Annotated in this window: 17 protein-coding genes; 4 read left to right on the top strand and 13 right to left on the bottom strand. The window is 47.7% G+C overall.

Annotated features, from left to right (window positions below; all coding sequences use genetic code 11):
• Nucleotides 1-217: 217 nt before the first annotated feature.
• The 5 genes from AC50Y5_RS00570 to AC50Y5_RS00550 form a co-directional block, all read right to left on the bottom strand.
• Nucleotides 218-640 (bottom strand): hypothetical protein, encoded by a 423-nt coding sequence (locus tag AC50Y5_RS00570; protein ID WP_056043334.1) that lies wholly within the window; start codon nt 638-640, stop codon nt 218-220.
• Nucleotides 641-689: 49 nt separating this feature from the next.
• A complete protein-coding gene (locus tag AC50Y5_RS00565) occupies nt 690-1,016 on the bottom strand; it encodes a low molecular weight protein tyrosine phosphatase family protein (RefSeq protein ID WP_155973638.1) in 327 nt (108 codons plus the stop codon).
• 1 nt (nt 1,017) lies between these two features.
• On the bottom strand, nt 1,018-1,311 hold the full coding sequence (locus AC50Y5_RS00560) for an antibiotic biosynthesis monooxygenase family protein (RefSeq protein ID WP_494857747.1): 294 nt from the start codon (nt 1,309-1,311) through the stop codon (nt 1,018-1,020).
• A gap of 40 nt (nt 1,312-1,351) precedes the next feature.
• A complete protein-coding gene (locus AC50Y5_RS00555; protein ID WP_056043325.1) occupies nt 1,352-1,534 on the bottom strand; it encodes a hypothetical protein in 183 nt (60 codons plus the stop codon).
• Between the two features lie 61 nt (nt 1,535-1,595).
• The gene (locus AC50Y5_RS00550; protein ID WP_494857745.1) at nt 1,596-2,369 is read right to left on the bottom strand and encodes a glycerophosphodiester phosphodiesterase; all 774 of its coding nucleotides are present in this window, start codon (nt 2,367-2,369) and stop codon (nt 1,596-1,598) included.
• Nucleotides 2,370-2,553: 184 nt separating this feature from the next.
• Here AC50Y5_RS00550 and AC50Y5_RS00545 point away from each other — a divergent pair, with 184 nt between their 5' ends.
• Entirely contained in the window at nt 2,554-3,567 is a 1,014-nt protein-coding gene (locus AC50Y5_RS00545; protein ID WP_056043317.1) for a helix-turn-helix domain-containing protein, read from the top strand.
• Nucleotides 3,568-3,681: 114 nt separating this feature from the next.
• Nucleotides 3,682-4,980 carry a glycoside hydrolase family 27 protein gene (locus AC50Y5_RS00540; protein WP_056044025.1) on the top strand — a complete coding sequence of 433 codons (1,299 nt, stop codon included), beginning with the start codon at nt 3,682-3,684 and terminating at the stop codon, nt 4,978-4,980.
• A 117-nt stretch (nt 4,981-5,097) separates the two neighbouring features.
• On the opposite strand, the gene AC50Y5_RS00535 is transcribed toward AC50Y5_RS00540, so the two are convergent.
• From AC50Y5_RS00535 to AC50Y5_RS00520, 4 genes are all read right to left on the bottom strand, one after another.
• Nucleotides 5,098-6,738 carry an ABC transporter substrate-binding protein gene (locus AC50Y5_RS00535; protein WP_494857743.1) on the bottom strand — a complete coding sequence of 547 codons (1,641 nt, stop codon included), beginning with the start codon at nt 6,736-6,738 and terminating at the stop codon, nt 5,098-5,100.
• Between the two features lie 74 nt (nt 6,739-6,812).
• Nucleotides 6,813-7,694, bottom strand: coding sequence for a carbohydrate ABC transporter permease (locus tag AC50Y5_RS00530; RefSeq protein WP_494857741.1), 882 nt, complete (start codon nt 7,692-7,694; stop codon nt 6,813-6,815).
• 32 nt (nt 7,695-7,726) lie between these two features.
• Complete coding sequence (locus AC50Y5_RS00525; protein WP_056043308.1) at nt 7,727-8,695, bottom strand: ABC transporter permease; 969 nt, start codon at nt 8,693-8,695, stop codon at nt 7,727-7,729.
• Nucleotides 8,696-9,008: 313 nt separating this feature from the next.
• Nucleotides 9,009-11,375 (bottom strand): helix-turn-helix domain-containing protein, encoded by a 2,367-nt coding sequence (locus AC50Y5_RS00520; protein WP_494857738.1) that lies wholly within the window; start codon nt 11,373-11,375, stop codon nt 9,009-9,011.
• 277 nt (nt 11,376-11,652) lie between these two features.
• Here AC50Y5_RS00520 and AC50Y5_RS00515 point away from each other — a divergent pair, with 277 nt between their 5' ends.
• The gene (locus AC50Y5_RS00515) at nt 11,653-12,891 is read left to right on the top strand and encodes an aspartate aminotransferase family protein (RefSeq protein ID WP_494857736.1); all 1,239 of its coding nucleotides are present in this window, start codon (nt 11,653-11,655) and stop codon (nt 12,889-12,891) included.
• Between the two features lie 55 nt (nt 12,892-12,946).
• Here AC50Y5_RS00515 and AC50Y5_RS00510 read toward each other — a convergent pair whose 3' ends face one another.
• From AC50Y5_RS00510 to AC50Y5_RS00500, 3 genes are all read right to left on the bottom strand, one after another.
• Complete coding sequence (locus AC50Y5_RS00510) at nt 12,947-14,518, bottom strand: glycoside hydrolase family 43 protein (protein WP_494857734.1); 1,572 nt, start codon at nt 14,516-14,518, stop codon at nt 12,947-12,949.
• A 218-nt stretch (nt 14,519-14,736) separates the two neighbouring features.
• Entirely contained in the window at nt 14,737-16,143 is a 1,407-nt protein-coding gene (gene uxaC / locus AC50Y5_RS00505; protein WP_494857732.1) for a glucuronate isomerase, read from the bottom strand.
• Between the two features lies 1 nt (nt 16,144).
• Nucleotides 16,145-17,443, bottom strand: a complete 1,299-nt coding sequence (locus AC50Y5_RS00500; RefSeq protein ID WP_056043293.1) for a Gfo/Idh/MocA family oxidoreductase — start codon at nt 17,441-17,443, stop codon at nt 16,145-16,147.
• Between the two features lie 248 nt (nt 17,444-17,691).
• Between AC50Y5_RS00500 and AC50Y5_RS00495 the strand changes: the two genes are divergently transcribed.
• A complete protein-coding gene (locus tag AC50Y5_RS00495) occupies nt 17,692-18,543 on the top strand; it encodes an AraC family transcriptional regulator (protein ID WP_056043291.1) in 852 nt (283 codons plus the stop codon).
• 156 nt (nt 18,544-18,699) lie between these two features.
• On the opposite strand, the gene AC50Y5_RS00490 is transcribed toward AC50Y5_RS00495, so the two are convergent.
• Nucleotides 18,700-21,291 (bottom strand): KAP family P-loop NTPase fold protein, encoded by a 2,592-nt coding sequence (locus AC50Y5_RS00490; protein ID WP_494857729.1) that lies wholly within the window; start codon nt 21,289-21,291, stop codon nt 18,700-18,702.
• Between the last annotated feature and the right edge of the window lie 202 nt (nt 21,292-21,493).

Genomic DNA, 21,493 nt, shown 5'->3' with positions numbered 1-21,493 from the left:
ACAGTGACCTCAGAACAGTGACCTCAGTAACAATGACCTCTGCCACGGAGCTCTCAGCCAAAATCGCATGCTGCGGTTCCCACCCTCGAAACGGTAAGATGAGACTTGCCTCGAATAAGAGTTACGCAAGGAGCAGCATGCCAACTCTAGTTACCTATCCAGCCAAGAAAAAAGGCGGAGCCCCATAGCCCCGCCTTCTACCTCTGCATTTCCTTGCTTACGCCTTCTCCACTTGAAAAACAAACTTCCATTTAGCAGCGTTGCCGGAGTATCGGCCTCTGTTTTCCACGACCTTTACATCAAGCGTATGCTTCTTGCCCGACGTCACCGTTGAAGCCTTGAAAGACTTATTGGCTGTGCCGACATCCGGAATTTTGTCCTGCTCGATTGCCGTTGCCTCCAGCTTCACGAGCTCGCTTGGCTTTAGTGTAAGCTTGATGCTGTCTCCAGCGGCTACGGCCTTTCCATTGATCAAAACCTGCGTCTCCCACTCATTCCCCACAGAATCGTTCGACACCAAATCCTCACTAACGAAGGTGACCTTAATCGTCACCGTCTTCGCAGCTGCCGCAAGCGGCTGCACAGCAATTGCAGTAAGCAGCGCGACCATGAGCAGCACGCGCAAGCTTTTGACCAGCATGCTGAAGTTCCTCCTTTCATTTTTTATGAATTTTCCTTTTATGCCATTATTAATCAGGCATATATTCTATAACGGCAGCTTGCAGCAGTTGTATAAGATCGGCATTCATATATTCGTATTCATCGGGAATGTGCAGGCAAATGACCCGCTTCTCGCTTATCGCATGGGGAAACTTCTCCTGCATACGGCGCAAATGCTTTTTCTCCATGACAAAAATAACGTCAGCCCAGCCGAGGTGGCCTTCGGTCACTCGCACTCTAGCCTGCGGCTCTGTTCCGGCAGAACGCACCTCATGTCCATCTACACCATTCAGCACCGTTTCAGCTGTCAAGCTGCGCCATTTGTTCCGGCTGCATATAAATAATAGCTTGCTCATCCTACAGCTCGATGCTCGTGTAATGCTCCACGACCGGAAACGGCTCATAATAATGATGCAGCAGCCGCTTCCACTCCTGATATTCCGCGGAACCGCGGAAGCCCTCTGTATGATCCTCCAGCGTCTCCCATTTCACGAGCAGCAGGTATTTATTTTGCTCCTCCAGGCAGCGCTGCAGCTCATGATGCACGCAGCCTTTCATGCTGGAAATGATTTGCGAAGCTTCCTTGAAGCTGGCCTCGAACGAATCTGCGAGCCCTGCCTTGACCTGTAAAATAGCAACCTCCAAAATCATAAGTGCACGGTCCTCCCGCTGCATTTTCAACCTGCTTTTATTATTTTGCCGAAATAAATTGAACGACACCAATAGACATCAACATCAAAAACATAACAACAACAAAACCTATAGCGAACTTCAGTCCGCCAGGCAAGCTTTGCCGTTTTCCGTGCTCCTGCTCTAACTTCTCCAGCCGCAGCTTAATTTCATCCAGCTCTCTTTCCTTATTCTCCTCCATCATGCGCCACCTCTTCCTCCTAGTAGATATCCTTATTCTACCACAAAAGGAATCGCCATCTTCCCTAGCTCCTATCCAGCAGCTGCTTTAAGCGGCCGGGAAAATCCGTAATAATGCCGTCCACCTGCTTGTCTAGCAAGGCTAGAAAATCTTGCTCTTCATTCACGGTATAAGGATAGACAGCGATATTGGCCTTTGCGGCTTCCGCCGTATCCTCGGCGTCAATGCTGCTGTAATGCGGATGCAGCGAAAATACTTCGCAGCCCATCAGCCCGGCATAAGCTGCTGGCGCAATTAATGCCGCCCCATAAAGCAGACCGATCCGCAGCTCCGGCATCCGCGCTTTCAGCCGTGCCAGCAGTTTATGATCGAAGGAGGAAACAATCGTGCGCTCCATGCGTCCAGGCTCCTGCAAAAAAGCGTCCAGCGCTTCATCCAGCGCGCCGTTATAGGAGTCCTTCGCTTCTACATTAATTTCAATAGGCTTCGGAAGCAGCGCATAAACCTCCTCCAGCAGCGGTGCCCTTTGCCCGCTAAACGCTGCGGCAAATTTGCTGCCCGCATCCGCCTTGCTGATCGCCTCATAATTCATGCTGCGGATCAGGCCAGTCTGCGTCGTCGTCCGATCCAGCGTCGCATCATGGCAGACGACCAGCTTATTATCAGCTGAAAGATGAATGTCCAGCTCGACCATATCACAGCCTTGATCGGCAGCTAATTGAAAGGATGCGAGCGTATTTTCCGGGGCTTCGCCCGCTGCTCCCCGATGCCCAATAATAAGCGGACGCTTCGCTGTTTCTTTGTTGTTTCCGGCTTCTCCTGCTTGCTGCTTATTCATCCTTCCACTATCCTCTCTACTACGTATTAGGGCAAATATAAGCATTTATAAGCTTCACACTTATAATGGGCTTATATTTCGCCCTCGAAACGAAAGCTTTGCCGCCAGTGGACGGCTTGAGCCGTTTACGCTTGCTATTATAGCAAATTTATGAAATGGGCTGCATCTGCGCATAGGCGCAACGATGCAGCCCATTTCATTTTTTAATGCGGGACTGTCATCCTCTGGCTGCTTTCTTTATAATGGAACTAAAAAAAGAAGGTGCGCAATTATAAGCTCCAGTGAAAAATATGGCGTATTCGGCTACCGCTTTCAGGAGCCCGCCGTACAGCCTATCTACCAGCTCTATGCGACTGGCTATGAGAAAATGGACAGCCTTCTGTATGAATGGGACGGCATGAAGCGAACGGACGGGCCGCTTTATTTATTTCAATATACCGTTTCAGGCTGCGGCCAGCTGGAGCTGGATGAACAGCGATTCTCCGTCCCGGCAGGAACGGCCTTTATGGTGGAAATACCGGGTAAGCATCGCTATTTTGCACGGGATAATGGAAATGGCAGCATTGGTGACGGCGGAAATGACGACGAGAACGGCACCCCATGGGAGTTTTATTTTGTGCTGTTCCGGCAGCAGCATCTTGGCGAGCTATGGTCAGCTATGTTAGATTCGCTTGGCCCGCTCCCGACTTTTCCGCTGGATTCTCCGGTTATTCGCATGCTCCAGCTCATTTATGCCGAGGCCAAGCATGGCCGGATTGAAGATGTTCATCAGGCTTCCTCGCTTGTGTATCAGTTTATGATGGAGCTGAGCCGCAGCCGTTCTGCCGAGCGCAGGCAGCGCAGCAGCTGGCCCGATAAGGTGCAGCGGGCGGCTGCATATATGGAGCAGCATTATACTAGGCCGGAAAGCCTCGATGAAATTGCGGCTGCCGCCGGATCGTCGAAATACCATCTGACACGCACCTTTGCCGAAGCGACCGGCATGACGCTGCTCGCCTATATGACGCGGCTGCGCATGGAGAAGGCTACCCAGCTGCTTCGGCAATCGCCCCTGTCTGTTCATGAGGTTGCGCTTGCGGTCGGCTACACGAGCGGCAGCTATTTCAGCAAGGTGTTCCGCAGCTGGACGGGCTTCCCGCCCAGCGAGTTTCGCGAAGCGCAGGAGCTGCCGGCCACGTGGCGGTTTATGTTCGACTGAAACCGCAATATTTTACATGGATACGCAATACTTTATGCTGGAAACCTATCGTTCTCTCGCTTACCATGGAAGAATAGAACCGCAATATAAGCGACGAAGGGGACGATATCGATGTTGAAGCATCACGAACTGGCTGTTACGCCGCCGATGGGCTGGAATAGCTGGGATTGTTATGGCGCAAGTGTGAAGGAAGAGGAAGTACGGGCCAATGCTCGTTATATGGCGGAGCATTTGAAGCCTTTTGGCTGGGAATATGTCGTGGTGGATATTCAGTGGTATGAGCCCGGAGCCTATTCCTCCTCGTACCGCCCTTTCGTGCCGCTGGAAATGGACGAATATTCCCGCTTGCTGCCCGCCGTTAACCGGTTCCCATCCGCTGCGGAGGGACAAGGCTTTAAACCGCTTGCCGAATATGTACACAGTCTTGGACTGAAATTCGGCATTCATATTATGCGGGGCATTCCGCGCCAAGCCGCCCATGCCGACACGAAAATTCTCGGCACCGACGCAACTGCCCGCTCGATTTCACAAGCCGGTGACGGCAGCATTTGTCCGTGGAATACCGACATGTATGGCGTCAATACGAACAAGGATGGCGCCCAGCAGTATTACAACTCGCTGTTTGAGCTGTATGCTTCATGGGGCGTAGATTTTGTAAAAGTCGATGATATCGCTGCTTCGAGGCTGTATGGCATCCGGGCTGATGAAATCAGCATGATTCGCCAGGCGATTGATGGTTGCGGACGTCCGATGGTGCTCAGTCTCTCCCCTGGCCCGGCTCCAGTCGAGCACGCTGAGGAGCTGACAGCTGGCGCCAATATGTGGCGGATTACGGACGACTATTGGGATTTATGGCATCTGCTGTACGAAATGTTCGAGCGTTGTGAAAAATGGGCTCCCCATGTCGGCCCTGGCCACTGGCCGGATTGCGATATGCTGCCGCTCGGCCATCTTGGTATTCGCTCCGTTGACGGCGGCGGCGCTGACCGCTGGACGCGCTTTACCCGCGACGAGCAGGTAACGATGATGTCGCTATGGTCTATTTTCCGCTCACCGCTCATGTTCGGCGGGGAAATGAACGATAATGACGAATGGACGCTGTCGCTGCTCACGAACAAGGAAGTGCTCGCGCTGCACCAAAACAGCCGCGATGCCCGCCAAGTTTACCGCGATAGCGCAGACCGCATCGTATGGACCGCAGGCTCCGCTGAAGGCGACGGCCACACCTTTGTTGCTCTGTTCAATGCAGGCGATGAAGCGGCTGTCGTATCGGTATCGCTAAACCAGCTTGGGCTTAACGGTACGCGCAGCGTACGGGATGTATGGCAACAGCAGGATCTAGGAAGCTGCGCGGATTCGCTTTCCTATCAGCTTGCTCCCCATGCCTCCCTTCTGCTGAAGCTCTCCATCTAATAACAAGAAGAAGTCCCCTTCGTGACCAGCCGATCACGAGGGGGACTCTTTCATTTATGAATAGACGGTTATGCTAGCCTTGGTGATACAGCCAACGGCTGCAGGCTCTGCTTTCTATTAGATACCGCCATTGTCGAGATAAGCCTGCATTTGCTTCTTGAGCTCTTCACGGATGGTATCCAGTCCGAGTGCGCGAAGCTCCTTGTTCAATTTCTCGGCGGATTGCTTCCAGTTCGGATCAAGCCCGTGCCTGAAAATTTGCACCGCTTGGTCGAACTTCGGCTGCACTTTGGCAATTTCTGTTTTGACCGAATCGGAATTGAAGGTAAAACCCGACAGCGGGATACGGAAATAGCTGTCATTGCTGCCTTGATAGTTCAAGTAGTCGAGCGTAAGCGCGTCATTATCTGAGCCTACGCGGGACAGGATCGGATTCCATGTCAATTCATATTTAGGGAAAATGTAATTCGTTGAGCCTTCTGTCAGGCTGTATTGCTTCTCGCCTTCCGCTTTCCAGTGTGTTCCCTCGATGCCAAGCTCGAACAGGTCATGATTTTCCTGGCTGGAAAAAATCCAGTCGATAAATTTCATCGTGCGGTCTGGGTCCTGTGCCGTAATGGGAATGACCAGATCGTTCCATGCTTTGTAATCGGTAGGAATACAGCCTGCTTTTTTGTCTGCTGCGCAGGACAAGTAGACGAACGGCTCGACGTCTGCGCCAGGAACCGCTTTCTGCAGCTCTTGTCTAACACTTGGAATATCGTTAATCGTGCCTTCAAACGAAGCGGCTTTTCCCGCCTTGAACAGCGCGATGGCATCCTTCTCGCTAAGTGAATCCTTCTGGACATAGGGATTGAATGCAACGTACTTGTCATAAGCCTGATAGATATTGTCTGGATTGTTGAATGGCTCCGGGAAGCTCGCATATTCAGACGCAGGATCGCCGATTGTCGTAACGCCAACGACAGTTTTGCCATCCTCGGACAACGCGACGTTGAAGTCGGCGCCTGTTCCCGTAATGCCGAGTCCGTTGACCGCCCAGTTGGCTCCGCGGAACGTCTGTGAATTCGTTTCGACCTCGAACATTTTGAAGAAGCCGCGCGCTCCTTTAAGCGCCAGAGGGATCATGCTGCCTTCATTTTTTCTGACATTGTCCAAATAAACCTTGTAATCGTCGTAGCTTGCAATCGGGTCCATGCCATATTTTTCACGCAAGTCTTTACGAACCATAACAGCTTCAATATCGGTGTAATATTGCGTAAGCGGAATGGCATAAATATGGCCATCTATTTTATTGCTGGCGAGAAACTCCTCCGAGAATGCAGCTTTCAGGCCAGGGTAATCGTCATTGTTAAAATATTTATCCAGCTCCGTATACAGCCCTTGGCTGACATGCTGGCTCAGGTTCTGCCATGGCGCGTCGAAGGCCAAATCGACCTGCTCGCCAGTAGACATTTTCAGCTTCATCTTCTGTTTATGGTCGTCACCTGTGTTAAATTCGAACTCAAGCTTCGTATTCAGCGTATCCTTCGTTCGGTTCTCGAACTCCGTCAGCACGCTGCCTAAATCCGTCGGCTTGTCGCCGAACAGCATAACCTTTAAAGTAATCGGTTTCAAAGCAGTGTTTGTCGAAGCTCCTCCGCTCTCTGCTGCACTGGAAGCGGCCGGTGTGTTTGTGCCACCGCTGTTGTTCGAGCAAGCTGAAACCAAAGCGACGATGGTCAGCATCAGGAAAAATGATTTAAACACCTGTTTCATGTTTTTTCCTCCCTTTTATGTGTGTAAAGTATATACTAAATCGCCTTTTGAAAGCGAGTTCAGCCAGTCACAAGCTAGCCTTTGACGGCGCCTACCATCAAGCCTTTGACAAAATATTTTTGCAGGAAGGGATAGAGGAAAATAATCGGGCCAATCGTGACGACCGTCGTCGCAAGCCGCGTCGTATAAGTCGGTGTCGCAAAGCCGGGAATATTGACCTTGGAAGATATGGCATTGGCAAACTCCACATTGCTCATAATCCGCATAATTAAATATTGCAGCGGGAACAAGTCCTCCTTGGAAATATAGAGCATCGCCTCAAACCATTTGTTCCAGAACGCCAGCGCATAGAACAGGCCAACCGTTGCAATCGCAGGCAGCGAGATCGGCAAAATGATACGGAATAAAATATAAAGATCGTTTGCGCCATCGATTTTGGCTGATTCAGCAAGCGACTCGTCTATCGATTTGAAGAAGTTGCGCATAAGGAACATATTCCAGGGACTTACGAGCGCTGGAATAATGAGCACCCATATGGAGTTTGCCATGCCTAAATATTTTGTAATAAGCAAATAGTTGGCGACAAGCCCGCCATGGAACAGCATCGTAAAGTAGACGTAGAAGTTAATGCCATTGCGGTATTTGAGCGTCTTGATGGACAGCGGATAAGCGAGGGCGCACGTAACGAGCATCGCAAGCGCTGTACCGACAATCGTTACAAACAGCGTGACCCCATACGCTTTATAAATCGTTGCATCTTTAAAAATCAGCTCATACGCCTTAAGCGAAAATTCCTTCGGCCACAGGCCGTAGCCATCGCGGAGCAAGGACGTCTCCGTCGTCATCGAGCTGCTGATGACCATGAGAAACGGCACGATGCAATAGAGGGCGAATAGGGATATGAGTACATAAATGGACAGCTTCACTATGCGGTCCGCTGCGCTTTCTTTGATCATGTGAGGCACCTCCTGTGCGGCAACGTGTATTTTTAAAATAAAGCGGAATCCGGGCTGAACTTTCTGGCGATTTGATTCGCGGTCAGCACAAGAATAAAACCAACCATCGATTGGAAAACGCCTACGGAAGCCGCCATGCTCATATCTCCCAGATCCATAAGCGCCCGGTATACGTACGTATCAATGACGTCTGTTGTCGGGTAAAGAATCGGATTTCGTCCGACAATCGCGAAGATCATGCCGAAGTCGCCGTAGAAAATTCCGCCCATGGCAAGCAGCAGCATTAATATAATCGTTGGCTTGAGCAGGGGGAGCGTAATAAATCTTATTTTTTTCCACCGGCCTGCTCCGTCAATTGAAGCGGATTCATAAATATCCGGATTAATGCCAGATATCGTCGCCATATAGACAATTGAGCCAAAGCCTGCACCCTGCCAAAGCTTGATCAGCACAAGAATAGCTGGCCAATAGGCGGCTTCGTTAAAGAAGGAAATTTCTGCGATGCCGAATGCGCCTAATATTTTATTGATGAAGCCATTTTCACTGGATAGCAGCGCCACGATAAACATCGAAATCACGGTCCAGGATAAAAAATAAGGCAGCGTTACAATCGTTTGCGTAATGCGCTTGAACCATTTTCCGCCTAGCTCGGAGAGCATAATGGCGATAGCGACGGAAGCGAGCGTGCCAATTCCGATAAACAGCGTGTTCAGAAACAGCGTGTTCACCATCACCTTAATCGTGTCGCTGGATTCAAAGAAGAAGCTGAAATTTTTCAAGCCGACAAATTCGCTTTTGAATAGTCCCAGCCTTGGATTAAAATCCTGGAAGGCAATGACGATTCCGCCTATGGGCAAATACGAGAAGATAAATACGACTAGCAGTCCCGGCAATGTAAGCAAGTAAAGCAGGCCGTTTTTATGAAGTTCACTAAAAAAGGAGTCCTTCTTTTGCTGCCCGGCTGCTTTGCTGCCCGTTTTTTGTAATGCTGCTTCTCTCACATGTAGACCTCCTTAACGCTGCTTGCGTTTTCTTGTGCCCTCATCATGGCAGAAACAGCAGGCGCCCAGCTAGAATAAGATGTTCCGATATCCGCAATTTCATCGCTCGCACACGCTATAAAATGTTACTTTTTCACTGAAAAGCTGCTTTTTTCGCACAAGCAAAAACGACTTTGTCGTCCTTCTGGGACGTGTGAAGAGCTTTGCCTTAGAATTTTAAGCGGATATAAGGATGAAACTTATAATTTCTTAGAATTAAAAAAAACCGCCCCTTACAGCGGAGCGGCCGTTTTTCTCAGCATGATAGAACCTTTCACAGTGTTGTTTCATCTTCCTTAACATCCTTCAGCATCGTGTCCAGCATGTACGCCTTGCGATAATGAACGGGCGATTTGCCCGTATGCTTCTTGAATGAGGCATAAAAATAATTCGTATTCGTCATCCCGACCAGCTCTCCGACCTTTCCGGCAGATAAATCGGTAGACAGCAGCAGCTCCTTCGCCTTGTCGAAGCGGAAATCGGCAATATACTGCGAAATTGTTTTGCCTGTAAAATCTTTAAACACTTTTCTCGCATAGTTTGTCGATAATCCCACGGCTTCCGCCAAGCCCTCTACCGACAAATTCGGATCGGCATAGCCTGAGCGCACCTGCTCCTCAATAAGCGATACCGCCTTCACATTCGTCTGCGACGAGCTGTGGTCGCGCTGGCTCATCACTCGCCTGCATGCCGCTGCAAACTCCGTTATCATATGCTCCAGCGTCTCCTGCTTCTGAATCGTTTCCGGAAGCGACAGCATCCCGCTCTGCAGCAGCTCGGCTTCGCTGACCATCCCTCTGCTGGTCCGCACCGCCATAACCGTCAATTGATACACATACAGCATAATTTCATCATATTGATAGGTGCGGATTTCCGCAAAAAACTGCTCAACCGCCTGCTGGAATTTCGCCTTATCCCCCAGCTTCATCTGATCGGTAATATGCTTCTCCAGCGCTAAAGGATAATCATGCTCCGCAGCGGCATGGATAGCGGCCTCTCCTTGCTCGGCAATAATAGTGCCATAGCCGCAAATCAGACGATAGCGCGACGAATGGTAGGCCTGATTCCAAGAAAGCGGAATCGCCTTAAGCGTTTGCACAACTGGCCCAATCGCAATCGTAACCGACAGCTTCAAATACTGCGCAACCTTGGACTGAATATCTGCCATCCGCTGCTCAACCTCGGCAGTACCGCCTAGCTCGCCATCCTTCCAGCTCAGAAGCAGCACGATCGTATCGTCATTATCGTCCATAGCCTCGCGCTGCATCGGCGACGTTATAATTTCCTCCGCTATATTGGAGATCGCGTATTTGAATAAGGAAATATCCGCCAAATCAAATTGCTGCAGCCGCTTGTCGTATTCATCAAGGCGAATGACGCATATTTGGAAGCAAACCGCAGCATGCAAATGCAGCCCAAGCTCGGTCAGTTTTTTATCGCCTGCCAGGCCCGTGTAGCCTCCTTGAATAACGGAGCGCAGCACCTCCTTGCGTTTGGCGGGCAAATAGCCCGATACGTCAAGCTGCAGATCCGTTACCTTCCCCTCCAAATAGGAAAAGGATTTCGTCAGCAGCTCATACTCATTAAGCTGGGAGCCATCTTTAAGTCCAACCTGCAGCGATGAGCCTACCCGCTTCATAATCGTATTGAGCGGCATATAAATCATGCGAATGGAAAAAAGTGCCGTGGCCGCGGCGATTAGGACAAAAATAGCGGTCATCCAGACGATAAACTGCTTTAAGTGATTGACCTTCAGCAGCAGGCTTTCATTTTCCGCAATGCCAATAAAGCTCCAGCCTAGACGATCCGACTTAAAATAAGAAACGAAGACGCTTTGATTATTAATCGTATCGCTCAGTTGGCCGCTTTCCGCTGTAGAATCCAATATGGTACGAATATAAGGCTCCTCATTTAAATTTTTATTCACCATGCTTGGATTGCTGTGGGAAATGACCGTTCCCTTATCATTAATAATGACCGACTGAATCGAGCTGCCGCTGCCGCTTCCCTTCGTTGCCAGCTGCTGCAGCATCTGTTGATCCAAATTTACGACAAGCGCGCCATCAATAATCGAATTGCGGGCGAATTGGGAATAAACAATCGTAATCCAGTTCTTCTCATAAGACTTTGCTAACTCGGTATACTTTTCATTCCGCGGAATAAATACGCCTTTTTTATAAAAATCCTTCTCCTTCAGCATCGCCGTCAACCTTTTATCATAAAAATCTGCAATTGGCGTAATCGGCTTCTCCGACGAGAAAACGCTATCATTATTCAGGTTGTAAATATAAATCGAATCGATTAATGGGTTCGCTTCCTTCATCTCGGACAGCAGCGTATTAATTTGCTTCATCTCTATATAAGTGAAGGAACCGCCATACATCGCGTTATAAACGACCTGGTTGTCATAGTTTTTGGCAAAATAGTTATAGGTCGAGGTAAGCAAAATATCAGCCGTATTATAAGACTGCTCGGTCATCCGAATGACCGACTGGTTGACGTCCTCCGTCAAATTATCCGAAACCTTATCGATAATGACATAAGCAAATACCCCAATGAGAATAAATCCGACAGCTACATACGAAAAGATCATTTTCAGCAGCAGCTTCCGCTTCATGATAAAGCTCTTTACATTGTTCATTGCCTGAACTCCCCCACGTTTGTATAATCTGCTGACGCTCTGTTTATATTTTGCTGTTTTCTGATAATACCATGAAGTCGCCGGAGCGAATACCTTCAGACGAGTATTCCTTGTGTCTGCGCTACTATAAATATTAATGATTTGGTTACTATTTGAAGAACAACCCCACGATATCCGTCTTGTGACGGACCGCTCAGCAAATATGCAGCTGCGTATTGTGTTTTTATTTACTTAAGTGTATATTTATACATAACAAGACTTATACGGAGGTTAGACGATGCCTAATTTGAAAAACAACGATACAGCTGCCTTGCTGGCAGCGGCCAAAAAATCAGTGCTGTTCACAGCAAGCAGACCCGAGGTCGTGATGGAGCGCGGGGAAGGCATGTACTTATGGGATACGGAAGGTAAAAAATACCTCGATTTCAGCAGTGGCTGGGCGGTCACCAGCTTGGGACATTCGCCTAAAGCTTTGCAGGAGGCCATTGCCAAGCAAGCAGGACAGCTCGTGCATGCAAGCCCCGCATTCTATAACAAACCAATGGTTGAGTTCGCGGAGCTGCTGACAAGCGTGTCCGGCTTTGATAAAGCCTATTTCACCAGCAGCGGCGCCGAAGCGAACGAAACCGCGATTAAACTCGCCCGCAAGCATGGCGCCCTAAATTTAAACGGCGCTTATGAAATTATTACTTTGACGAACAGCTTTCATGGTAGAACGCTCGCCATGATGTCGGCAACGGGCAAAGCGCATTGGGAAAGCCTTTATGCCCCTAAAGTTCCAGGCTTCAAGCATGTGCCTATTAATGATTTTGACGCGTGCTTCGCTGAGATTAACGACCGCACCTGTGCCATTATGCTGGAGCTCGTTCAAGGGGAGGGCGGCGTCCATTCGGTGGATGTGCCTTATCTGCAGGCGCTGCGCAAGGCATGCGATATTTATGGCATTTTGCTGATTTTCGACGAGGTTCAGACCGGTATTGGCCGGACAGGAAAAATGTTTGCCCATGAGCATTATGGCGTTAAACCAGACGTCATGACGCTGGCGAAAGGAATTGGCGGCGGCTTTCCGTTATCCGCAACGCTAACGATGAAGCAGCACGATCTTTTTGAGCCTGGCGATCAAGGTGGAACATATACGGGTGGACCGCTTGCGATGGCAGCAGGCCAGGCGGTCGTAGAGGAGATTATTCGTCTGGATTTGGCCACCAATGCGAAGCTGATGGGTGATTTAATGACAGAGAAGCTGGTTGAGTTGTCCCGCGAGTATGCGATCACCGATATTCGCGGCAAAGGCTTGCTGCTCGCCTTCACTGTGCAGGAAGGCATAGCGCCACAGCTTGCGGCTTGCTGCATGGAGGATGGATTGATTATTAATGCGCTTAACGCTTCCACGGTACGGATTACCCCCGCACTCACGGTAACCGAAGCAGAAACGGACGAAATGTTCGAGCTGCTGGAGCGTGCCATGAGCAAGCTAGGACTAAAAACTGTACAGAAAGTAGCGGCCAACGCCTAGCCGACAAGAAGAAGCCGACAGCTGCCCAATAGCTGTCGGCTTCTTTCTCATCGTCTTATGAAGGCTCATAACGGAAATAATCAAAGTCTGCATGCAGCCTCGTGCCGTTTAAATCCTGCACGCACATCCCTGCCAGCGTCCCCGTAAAGCCAAGCTTGCCCTCATATTCATCCGACAGCTGCCCTAAATCCAGCCTTTCACCCACGGCCATCCATTGTTCACCATCTTCCGAGCAATAGAAATGAACCTCATCATCGTGGATAACCGCCTTCAAATAACAGCTCTCCCAGCCTTCCGCCACTACGGTTGCGCCCTCTGGCTCTTCATAATGCCCTTGCTTGCTAGTCACCAGCGCAATATGCTTGCCAAGTTTCTCATCGCGGCTTATCCGCAAATAAAAATAATCGTCCACATCATAATACAGCGTCAAGCCAGCCATTTGGTTAAAATGTTCCGGCTCAAACCGCACGCAGGTTTCGATCTCGCAGTCATAATGCTGGAGCCTGCGGGCAACCAAGCTTTGCTGATGCAGCGAATAAAGGGATTCCCGCCCGTATAGCCGCAGAAATCCGGGCTGCTCCTTCAAGCTCAGCCAGCTCTCATCAGCCGGAACCCTCAATGTGCTGAAATGCAAATTCAGCTGCGGCGCATGGAAGTGATCAACAGCCGCTTCTGGCTCGAAAGGATGCTCCTTAAGTCCAGCCGCCTTGACCTCTACCTGCGGCAATCGTCCGCCGCCGGCAAGCCGCAGCCAGCCCTCATCGGTCCATTCCACCTTCTGCAGCGCGGTTTCCCGTCCAAGTGGACTGAGCATTCTCCCTTTCAATGGCCTCGCGCATAGATGAGCAATATACCAGTCGCCATGCTGCGTCTCAACAAGCGCGCCATGTCCGGCCTTCAATAGCGGATGCTCAGGATCGTTAACGGTTGTCAGAAGGGGATAATGGGGGTCGGCTTCATACGGCCCTTCAACTGTTCGCGATCTGGCAAGCGTTCCCGCATGGTTATAACCCGTGCCGCCTTCGGCGCAAAGCATATAATAATAACCATCCTTCTTGTACACGTTAGGCCCTTCCGTCAAGCCGATGTCCGTGCCGCTGAATACATGGCGAACTTCGCCAACAAGCTTTCCCTGCTCAGGGGAAAACTCCTGCATCACGATTCCTGCGAAGTGGCTTTTTCCTGGACGGAAATCCCATTTCATATTAAACAGCCATTTGCGGCCGTCGTCATCATGCAGCATAGCGGGATCAAAGCCGCTGCTGTTCAAATAGATCGGCTCCGACCATGGGCCTAAAATATCGCTGGCAGTTACTAAATAATTATGAAGATCCTTAAATGGCCCCTTGCGAGCAACTACATCGGTAATAAGCAAATAAAAGGTGCCGTTATCATAGGTTAAATTCGGTGCCCATATGCCACCTGAGCTTGGCTTGCCTCTTAGATCCAGCTGCGATACTCGGGTTAAAGGGTGCGTTAGCAACCGCCAGTTGATGAGATCCTTCGAATGATGAATTTGCACCCCGGGAAACCATTCAAACGTCGATGTGGCGATATAATAATCATCCTCAACCCTAATAATAGACGGATCGGGATTAAAGCCCTTCAGTATTGGATTAATGATCATTCGTTCTCCTCCTGTGTATAGAAGTCCTGTTAACGCCTCTAGTATAGCGTCTTTATCTGAGCAGCCAAGCTGCAAAAACGAATGAATTCGACTAAAACTCCCACACATGCCGCAATGAATGTTAACGATTTGTTAGAAATATGCTCTTCTATAATAAAAAATCGGCGTACTGGAATCTATGGAAGACTCCAGCACGCCGATGCGGCTAAACCTGACGATTAAAATTTAAAATAGTTTTTCGCATTGTAGTAGCTAATGTTGCGGACAATGTCGCCAAGCAGCTCGCGGTCATCCGGCACTTCGCCGTTCTCCACCCACTCGCCGAGCAAATTGCACAAAATCCGGCGGAAATACTCATGCCGGGTATACGACAGGAAGCTGCGGGAATCGGTCAGCATGCCGACAAACCGGCTCAGCAGACCGAAGTTCGCGAGCGCCTTCATTTGTACGACCATGCCGTCCCGTGTATCATTGAACCACCAAGCGGAGCCCAGCTGGATTTTGCCCGGGATGCCGTCGCCTTGAAAGCTGCCGATAATCGAGCCAAGCACTTCATTGTCCATGGCATTAAGCGAATACAAAATCGTGCGCGGCAGCGCCTCATCCTTCGCCAGCTCATCAAGCAGCTTAACGAGCGGATACGCAAGCGGACTGTCACCGATAGAATCATAGCCGGTGTCCGGTCCAAGGCGATTAAACATCGCCGTATTATTGTTGCGCGCGGCATTAATATGAAATTGCATCGCCCAGTCATGCTTCGCATACAGCTTTCCGAGGAAAACAAGCGTATACGTTTTGTATTTTTTCTCATCCTCAAGGCTTACACGATTTCCGGCAAGAGCGCTAGCAAAAATCGCCGCTGCCTCATCCTTCGTCGTCTCTCCGTAAGGCACATAATCAAGCGCATGATCCGAAACGCGGCAGCCGGCCTCGTGGAAGAAGGAAACCCTTGCTTCCAGCGCAGCTAACAGCGCCTCATAGCTGTCCAGCTTTTGGCCCGCGGCCTGCTCCAGCTTCGCGATCCATTCCAAGAAACCAGCGCGGTTAATTTCCAGCGCCTTATCTGGACGGAACGAAGGCAGTACCGCTACCGGAAAGTCCGGCAGCTCCTTAATTTTCAAATGATATTCCAGCGAATCCGCAGGATCATCCGTCGTGCAGACGACCTCAACCTTGGAGTTTACGATGAGATCGCGGGCCTTGAAGCCATCTCCCGCCAGCTTCGCATTTACTTTTTCCCAAATCGCCGGCGCATTGCGCTCATTAATCACTTCATCGACGCCGAAGAAGCGCTGCAGCTCCAGATGCGACCAATGGTAAAGCGGATTGCCAATCGCCTGCGGAACCGTCCTTGCAAAAGCGAGGAAGCGGTCATAATCGCTGACGCCTTCGCCACCCGTGACATATTTTTCTTCAATTCCGTTCGAGCGCATCGCCCGCCACTTGTAATGATCGCCATACAGCCAAGCTTCCGACAAATTCGAGAAGCTGATGTTGTCGTAAATTTGCTGCGGGCTCAAATGGCAATGATAATCGATAATCGGCATGTCCTTTGCATAGTTATGGTACAAATCCCGCGCCGTTTCATTTGCTAGCAAAAAATTGTCGTCCAGAAACTTAGCCAAGTTAGTCCCTCCTGAATTTAACTAGTTCGTCCACCTTCACAGCGAGTCCCGTCTGAATCGATTTATTAGCAGCAATACCTGTCAAAATCGAACGGGCACCGTCTACATGATTCGCCGCGCGATTGAACTTATCCTCTACTGGCGTGCCAAAAATATCGTTGAGCAGTACGGGATCGCCGCCGCCATGGCCGCCAATTCCTTCTTCCACTTCCACATTGTAAGGAGCGCCAAACATTGGATAAACGATAATGCGCTTGCCTTTCAGCGCGCCCTCTTGCGATTTTTCGCCGCCGGAATTAACATAGGATTGCTCGACAATTTCCATCTCAATCCGGCCCTTCGTGCCGTTGAACGCAATGCGGTAGCCTTCCCATGGCAGATAAGCATTAAGCGAATAAGTCAGAATCGCATTATTTTTGTAGCGTACCATTACGCCCATCGTATCTTCGATGTTAATGCCGTCGCTGAATACGCTTTGGTCGCGGCGGTAGCCGTCTTCATGCTCGGCATCCAAATACATTGCCTTGAGGTTTTCATTGCTGTCCATATGCAGCGCAAACGGATCTTCCTTCGCATTGGGGTGGCCTGTTGCACGGTCGTAAAACTTCGTTTCGCCACGCTCTTCGGCATTTTCCTTACCATAAAACAGCAGATCGCCGAAAGCAAAGACGGTATCCGGCTGCGAGCCGATCCAGAAGTTCACCAAGTCGAAGTGATGCGTCGATTTGTGGACAAGCAGGCCGCCGCTGTTGCGCTTGTCACGGTGCCAGCGACGGAAATAATCCGCGCCATGCTGCGTATTGAGCAGCCATTCAAAATGCACCGAATTGACTTTGCCAATTGTGCCGTTCTCAATCAGCTCTCTGGCTTTCGTATGATGCGGCGCATAGCGGTAGTTGAACGTTACGCGAACATTTTTCCCTGTGCGCTCAACAGCATCAATAATATCTTGGCATTTCTTCTCATCTACGGTCATCGGCTTCTCGGTAATGACGTCGCAGCCAAGCTCCAGCGCCCGAATAATATACGTATGATGCGTGCGGTCTACGCTGGTCACAATAACGGAATCCGGCTTCTCAATCTCGATCATTTCCTCGAATTGCTCTGCTTTATATGTGTTAACGGAATGATAATTATATTTATCGGTTAAACGATGGTTGGCATGGTCAAGTCTCGTTTGGTTCGTATCACAAAATGCAAGCAGCTCCGACGTATCTCTGAAATCGGTTGCAATTGCAGCGTAGAAAAACTCAGCTCTTCCTCCCGTTCCTACCAATACGTACTTTTTCTTTTGTGTCATTGCGGCTCACCCTTTGTCTGATTTTTTTGAAATATAAGAATTTATAAGTTTCACACGTATAAATAGGCTTATATTTCTCGGACTGAAACGCGCCGCGCCGCTAAAGGACGGCGACAGCCGTTTCACCTTGATTGTTTAATACGCTTTCATTTTATCGCATATAAGTGTTATAATTCTCCTCATATAGTGCTTAATTCACGAAATATGCCGCATATTTTGCGTTTTATACGAAAGGAGCTTTAAAGGCTATGATTGAAAAAACGCCCGCTTCCTTTGATTATGGGAATTTAGCGGATTTGTATATTGAATATATGAAGCGCTCCGAGCCCTTCACAATGCCCAATGATCATTTTCATGACTATTATGAAATTTATTATTTGCTCAGCGGCAAACGGATTTATTTCGTCCATGACCGTTCTTATCCGGTGGAGCAGGGCGACTTGATCTTCATTTCCCGCCAAGTCGTTCACAAAACGCTGTACGCAGGCGAAGCCTCTCATGAACGGGTCATCATCCACTTCGATCACCATTTCCCAGATACCTTCACGCCTGAGCTTCGCGAGCTGCTGCTGTCGCCGTTCGAGCAGCATATTCATGTGCTGCGGCTGCCTCGTCAGGAACAGCTGGTGATGGAGCAGCTCATTCGCAGACTGCTGGAGGAAATTCAGCAATGCCCTCCCGGCTATGAGCTTTATCCGCCAATCGCGGTTACCGAGCTGCTGCTGCATGCGGCCCGTTATTTGCAAAAGCACGAATTCGTCCCGCTCTCCCATGCCACGCCGATGCATGCAAAAATTACCGAAATCGTGCGTTACATTAATCACCACTTCAGCGAAGAGATTAGGCTGAGCGCCATTGCCGAGCAGTTCTATATCAGCTCCTATTATTTAAGCCGCATCTTTAAGGAAATTACCGGCTTCTCCTTCTCCACCTACTTGACGATTACCCGCATCAAAGAAGCCCAGCGCCTGCTGCGCGAAACCGACCAGTCGATTACGGAAATTGCCGCCGCCACCGGCTTCGACAACTTCTCCCACTTCGGCAAAACGTTCAAAAAAGTAACGCGCCTCTCACCGCGGGATTATCGCAAGCATTTGTAGCCTCTTGAACAGATAAATATGTAATATTTCAGTTGTATAATAGATTGTGTCCTGCAAGAAAGCTACTTGATAAATGGCCTTCTTGCAGGACACTTTTACATGACAAATAATGCTTATTTGACTTACTTAGTGTGCCTTCTTTTAAATTCAATCACTCTACTGTGTATAATGTTTACTTAACTCTTCTTTTATATTGAAAGTGTTCTCTGGTCTTCCATATTTACAGAGCAGTTCAGCAGCTTTTACAAATGTATAAGTCCAAGATTCACCCTTACTATGGGTAAGCTGTTTTAATGTATTTGCATAGCATGTACTATGCATGTAGGCTAATTCAAGCTGTTCTTTTCTGAAATCGCCAGTCCTTAAGAACAATTTCAGTTCTACTTCCGAACTAATTTCTCCTATTTTTTCCACAGCTTCCTCTATTACTTCTACTGGTAAAATGGATAGTAACGATGCATAATTGTAAAATGCGAAACTATAATCTTCAAGGGGATCGGTCATTTTCATTCTAACGATCTTCCATATCCCGTTTTTACTTACCCAATCACTTACCATAGCCCGAATGTTTTGAATATCATTTTCCTCACTGAACGCCCACAAATTGAATGCACTTTTAACGTCATCGTCTGAATATTCGAGCAGCACCGATAGGTCCATATGAGCAAAAATATATTTTTGAGCCCACTCACCCTTTTTTATACCATTATTATTTAATTGTGCTGCAATCAACAAACCATCTTTGTAGTTTGATAAAATAGACGTAACTTTTTCATTATCACTATCTTCTTTTATCAATGCTTTAAACATTTCATTTATAAAAATTGTCATCTGCCTATTAAATTTCGTGAGATCTTGATGCTGATCAAGAACAAATTTTAATATTTTCATGTTTTTCTCGACCTGCTCTGGAGCTATATCCAGCCACAATTGATGAAAAAACTCTTCCCGATTCAAATCAGTTACTAGCTCCCCGTATACCGTTCCCCCCTCGTCATCGCTGTCCAAAATCGCAGTATAAAATTTCTGAAGCTGCTCGTTGGACACCTTTAAAGAAGGTACAGCATATTGAAAATAAGTATCGAAATGCACAGAAGAGCAAATTAGTTTATTTTTGTTCGACAAAAATTTATTTACACTTGAATTCCCGAGAGCGGGAAATAACTTGTTTAATAAGGAAATATAAGACGGAAATTGTATGTATAGCTTCTCACGTTGCTCTTTGAGAATGACTTCATCTTTTTGCTCACCTAGGAATACGCTTGAGTTTTTATAAATGAACGCAAATAATTCAGGATTATCAATCTTAATCGCTAATAAGGTTAGAAGATCCTTCGGGTTCGTTTCTTTTTTTAACATGGGCATATGAACCATCGCGATATTCGCAACCCTCTCCATATTCCTTGGCGTGAACTGAAAGTGATTAGCAATTCCCCCTAAAAAATCGATGTAATCATTTTCAACTTCAATTGTATAATCGTTTATTATCTTCATCATTGACGTTTGAAAAGCTTTAATCATCAGGTAGGAATCAACTCTTGGCAGGTAAAGCGGCACATGAATAAACTTTGAAATATATTCAAGCCCTACCTTTTCCTCATAGTCTTTAGAATAGAGCTGGGATAACGATTTCGCTACGTGCTTCTCATCCATAGCAAGAACATAGGTGATATTAGGAAAATCAGCTATAAGCCGTACTAATTTAAAGATGATTTGAATCTCCTTATTATCTAGACGATCTATATCATCTATGAAAACCACCATAGGCATTCGAGCCGCTTTCAGCAAATCAATAATATGTTCCCTCATGCCTTGAGCATCTTCAAAATCTTTGGAAAGTTCAGGATTGCTCATATAATCTTTAAAATTCACAATAAACCCCGGTGGTCTTATGCTGATCGTTGTCAAAAATTTCAAATACTTTTTTAACCCATAAATAAGCTTTTGCTGGGAATTAGATTGACGATTTTCCAGATGCGATATTAACAGCTTTAAAAACTCAGGAATGATATTATTTTGATCCTTCCCCATATACCAAGGATGGAAACGAATAATCTTCTCTTTACTAATATGCTGCTTTTCAATCAAATCAATAATAGAGGATTTTCCTGACCCCCATGGCCCATATAGCCCAATAGTCAAAGCATGATCCGTAGGAATAGCCATACGATCTATGAGGATCGCTGCCAAATCTTTCGCAAACTTCTCACGACCCAAGCTGTCAGTTCCACCAATGCCTAATGAAGGACTAGAATGAAATTGGTACTTCTGTGCTTTGTCTGCAGCATCAGTCTCGGGCTCATCTTTTTTGGCAAGCAGCTTTTTGATCGTCAAAATGATTGCATATAAAGAAATGGCTATTACATTCACATCATATAGATCAGACCAAACTCCCCCGGAAAATAGTCTGTTCTGATCATTAAATCCATAATCCAAGATGATTGAGATTAACACTGCCGGCAGCAGTTTCCGACGTATAGTTTTGAATAAAAATAGCCTGACATGCTGCTTAAATTCAAAATAAACAATGGCTAACCAAATGGCTCCATACATAATGACAACAAGCTGGATAACGTGATTTGTTGGGGTGGTATTTAATATGGGCTTAAACGCTAAGCGGATGCATAAGAGGACCGCATATGATATCGATGTGCTAAACAAAATAAAGAAACCAAGTTTAGAAAGGTTAGTTTTTCCTTTTCCAAAATAATCTTTTAATCTTTTGACCACACTAACATCTTCTTTCATTTCCTCATATACCCCTCTCATATAACTTCCTTAATCATACAAATGTTATTTTTCTAAAGCAACGATCCTTACATAAAATAAAAACATTCCGTTTCTAGGATGTATTTTTAGGCATAATTATTGCAGGTTATCAACGAAAAAATTTACGTCGCAATCTTATACACACAAAGTCACTTAATTAGACTAATAAATTTGAAATCTC

Source organism: Paenibacillus sp. JT22N7 (assembly GCF_059383875.1).
This window is presented reverse-complemented; position numbering and strand designations above follow the sequence as displayed.

Bases quoted from the DNA above. Each gene is read 5' to 3' on its own strand.
- AC50Y5_RS00535 (WP_494857743.1), bottom strand. From the start codon at position 6,738: ATGAAACAGGTGTTTAAATCATTTTTCCTGATGCTGACCATCGTCGCT.
- AC50Y5_RS00555 (WP_056043325.1), bottom strand. From the start codon at position 1,534: ATGATGGAGGAGAATAAGGAAAGAGAGCTGGATGAAATTAAGCTGCGG.
- AC50Y5_RS00550 (WP_494857745.1), bottom strand. From the start codon at position 2,369: ATGAATAAGCAGCAAGCAGGAGAAGCCGGAAACAACAAAGAAACAGCG.
- AC50Y5_RS00565 (WP_155973638.1), bottom strand. From the start codon at position 1,016: ATGAGCAAGCTATTATTTATATGCAGCCGGAACAAATGGCGCAGCTTG.
- AC50Y5_RS00560 (WP_494857747.1), bottom strand. From the start codon at position 1,311: ATGATTTTGGAGGTTGCTATTTTACAGGTCAAGGCAGGGCTCGCAGAT.
- AC50Y5_RS00490 (WP_494857729.1), bottom strand. From the start codon at position 21,291: ATGAAAGAAGATGTTAGTGTGGTCAAAAGATTAAAAGATTATTTTGGA.
- AC50Y5_RS00510 (WP_494857734.1), bottom strand. From the start codon at position 14,518: ATGATCATTAATCCAATACTGAAGGGCTTTAATCCCGATCCGTCTATT.
- AC50Y5_RS00530 (WP_494857741.1), bottom strand. From the start codon at position 7,694: ATGATCAAAGAAAGCGCAGCGGACCGCATAGTGAAGCTGTCCATTTAT.
- AC50Y5_RS00520 (WP_494857738.1), bottom strand. From the start codon at position 11,375: ATGAACAATGTAAAGAGCTTTATCATGAAGCGGAAGCTGCTGCTGAAA.
- AC50Y5_RS00495 (WP_056043291.1), top strand. From the start codon at position 17,692: ATGATTGAAAAAACGCCCGCTTCCTTTGATTATGGGAATTTAGCGGAT.
- AC50Y5_RS00545 (WP_056043317.1), top strand. From the start codon at position 2,554: ATGCAGCCCATTTCATTTTTTAATGCGGGACTGTCATCCTCTGGCTGC.
- AC50Y5_RS00515 (WP_494857736.1), top strand. From the start codon at position 11,653: ATGCCTAATTTGAAAAACAACGATACAGCTGCCTTGCTGGCAGCGGCC.
- AC50Y5_RS00570 (WP_056043334.1), bottom strand. From the start codon at position 640: ATGCTGGTCAAAAGCTTGCGCGTGCTGCTCATGGTCGCGCTGCTTACT.
- AC50Y5_RS00500 (WP_056043293.1), bottom strand. From the start codon at position 17,443: ATGACACAAAAGAAAAAGTACGTATTGGTAGGAACGGGAGGAAGAGCT.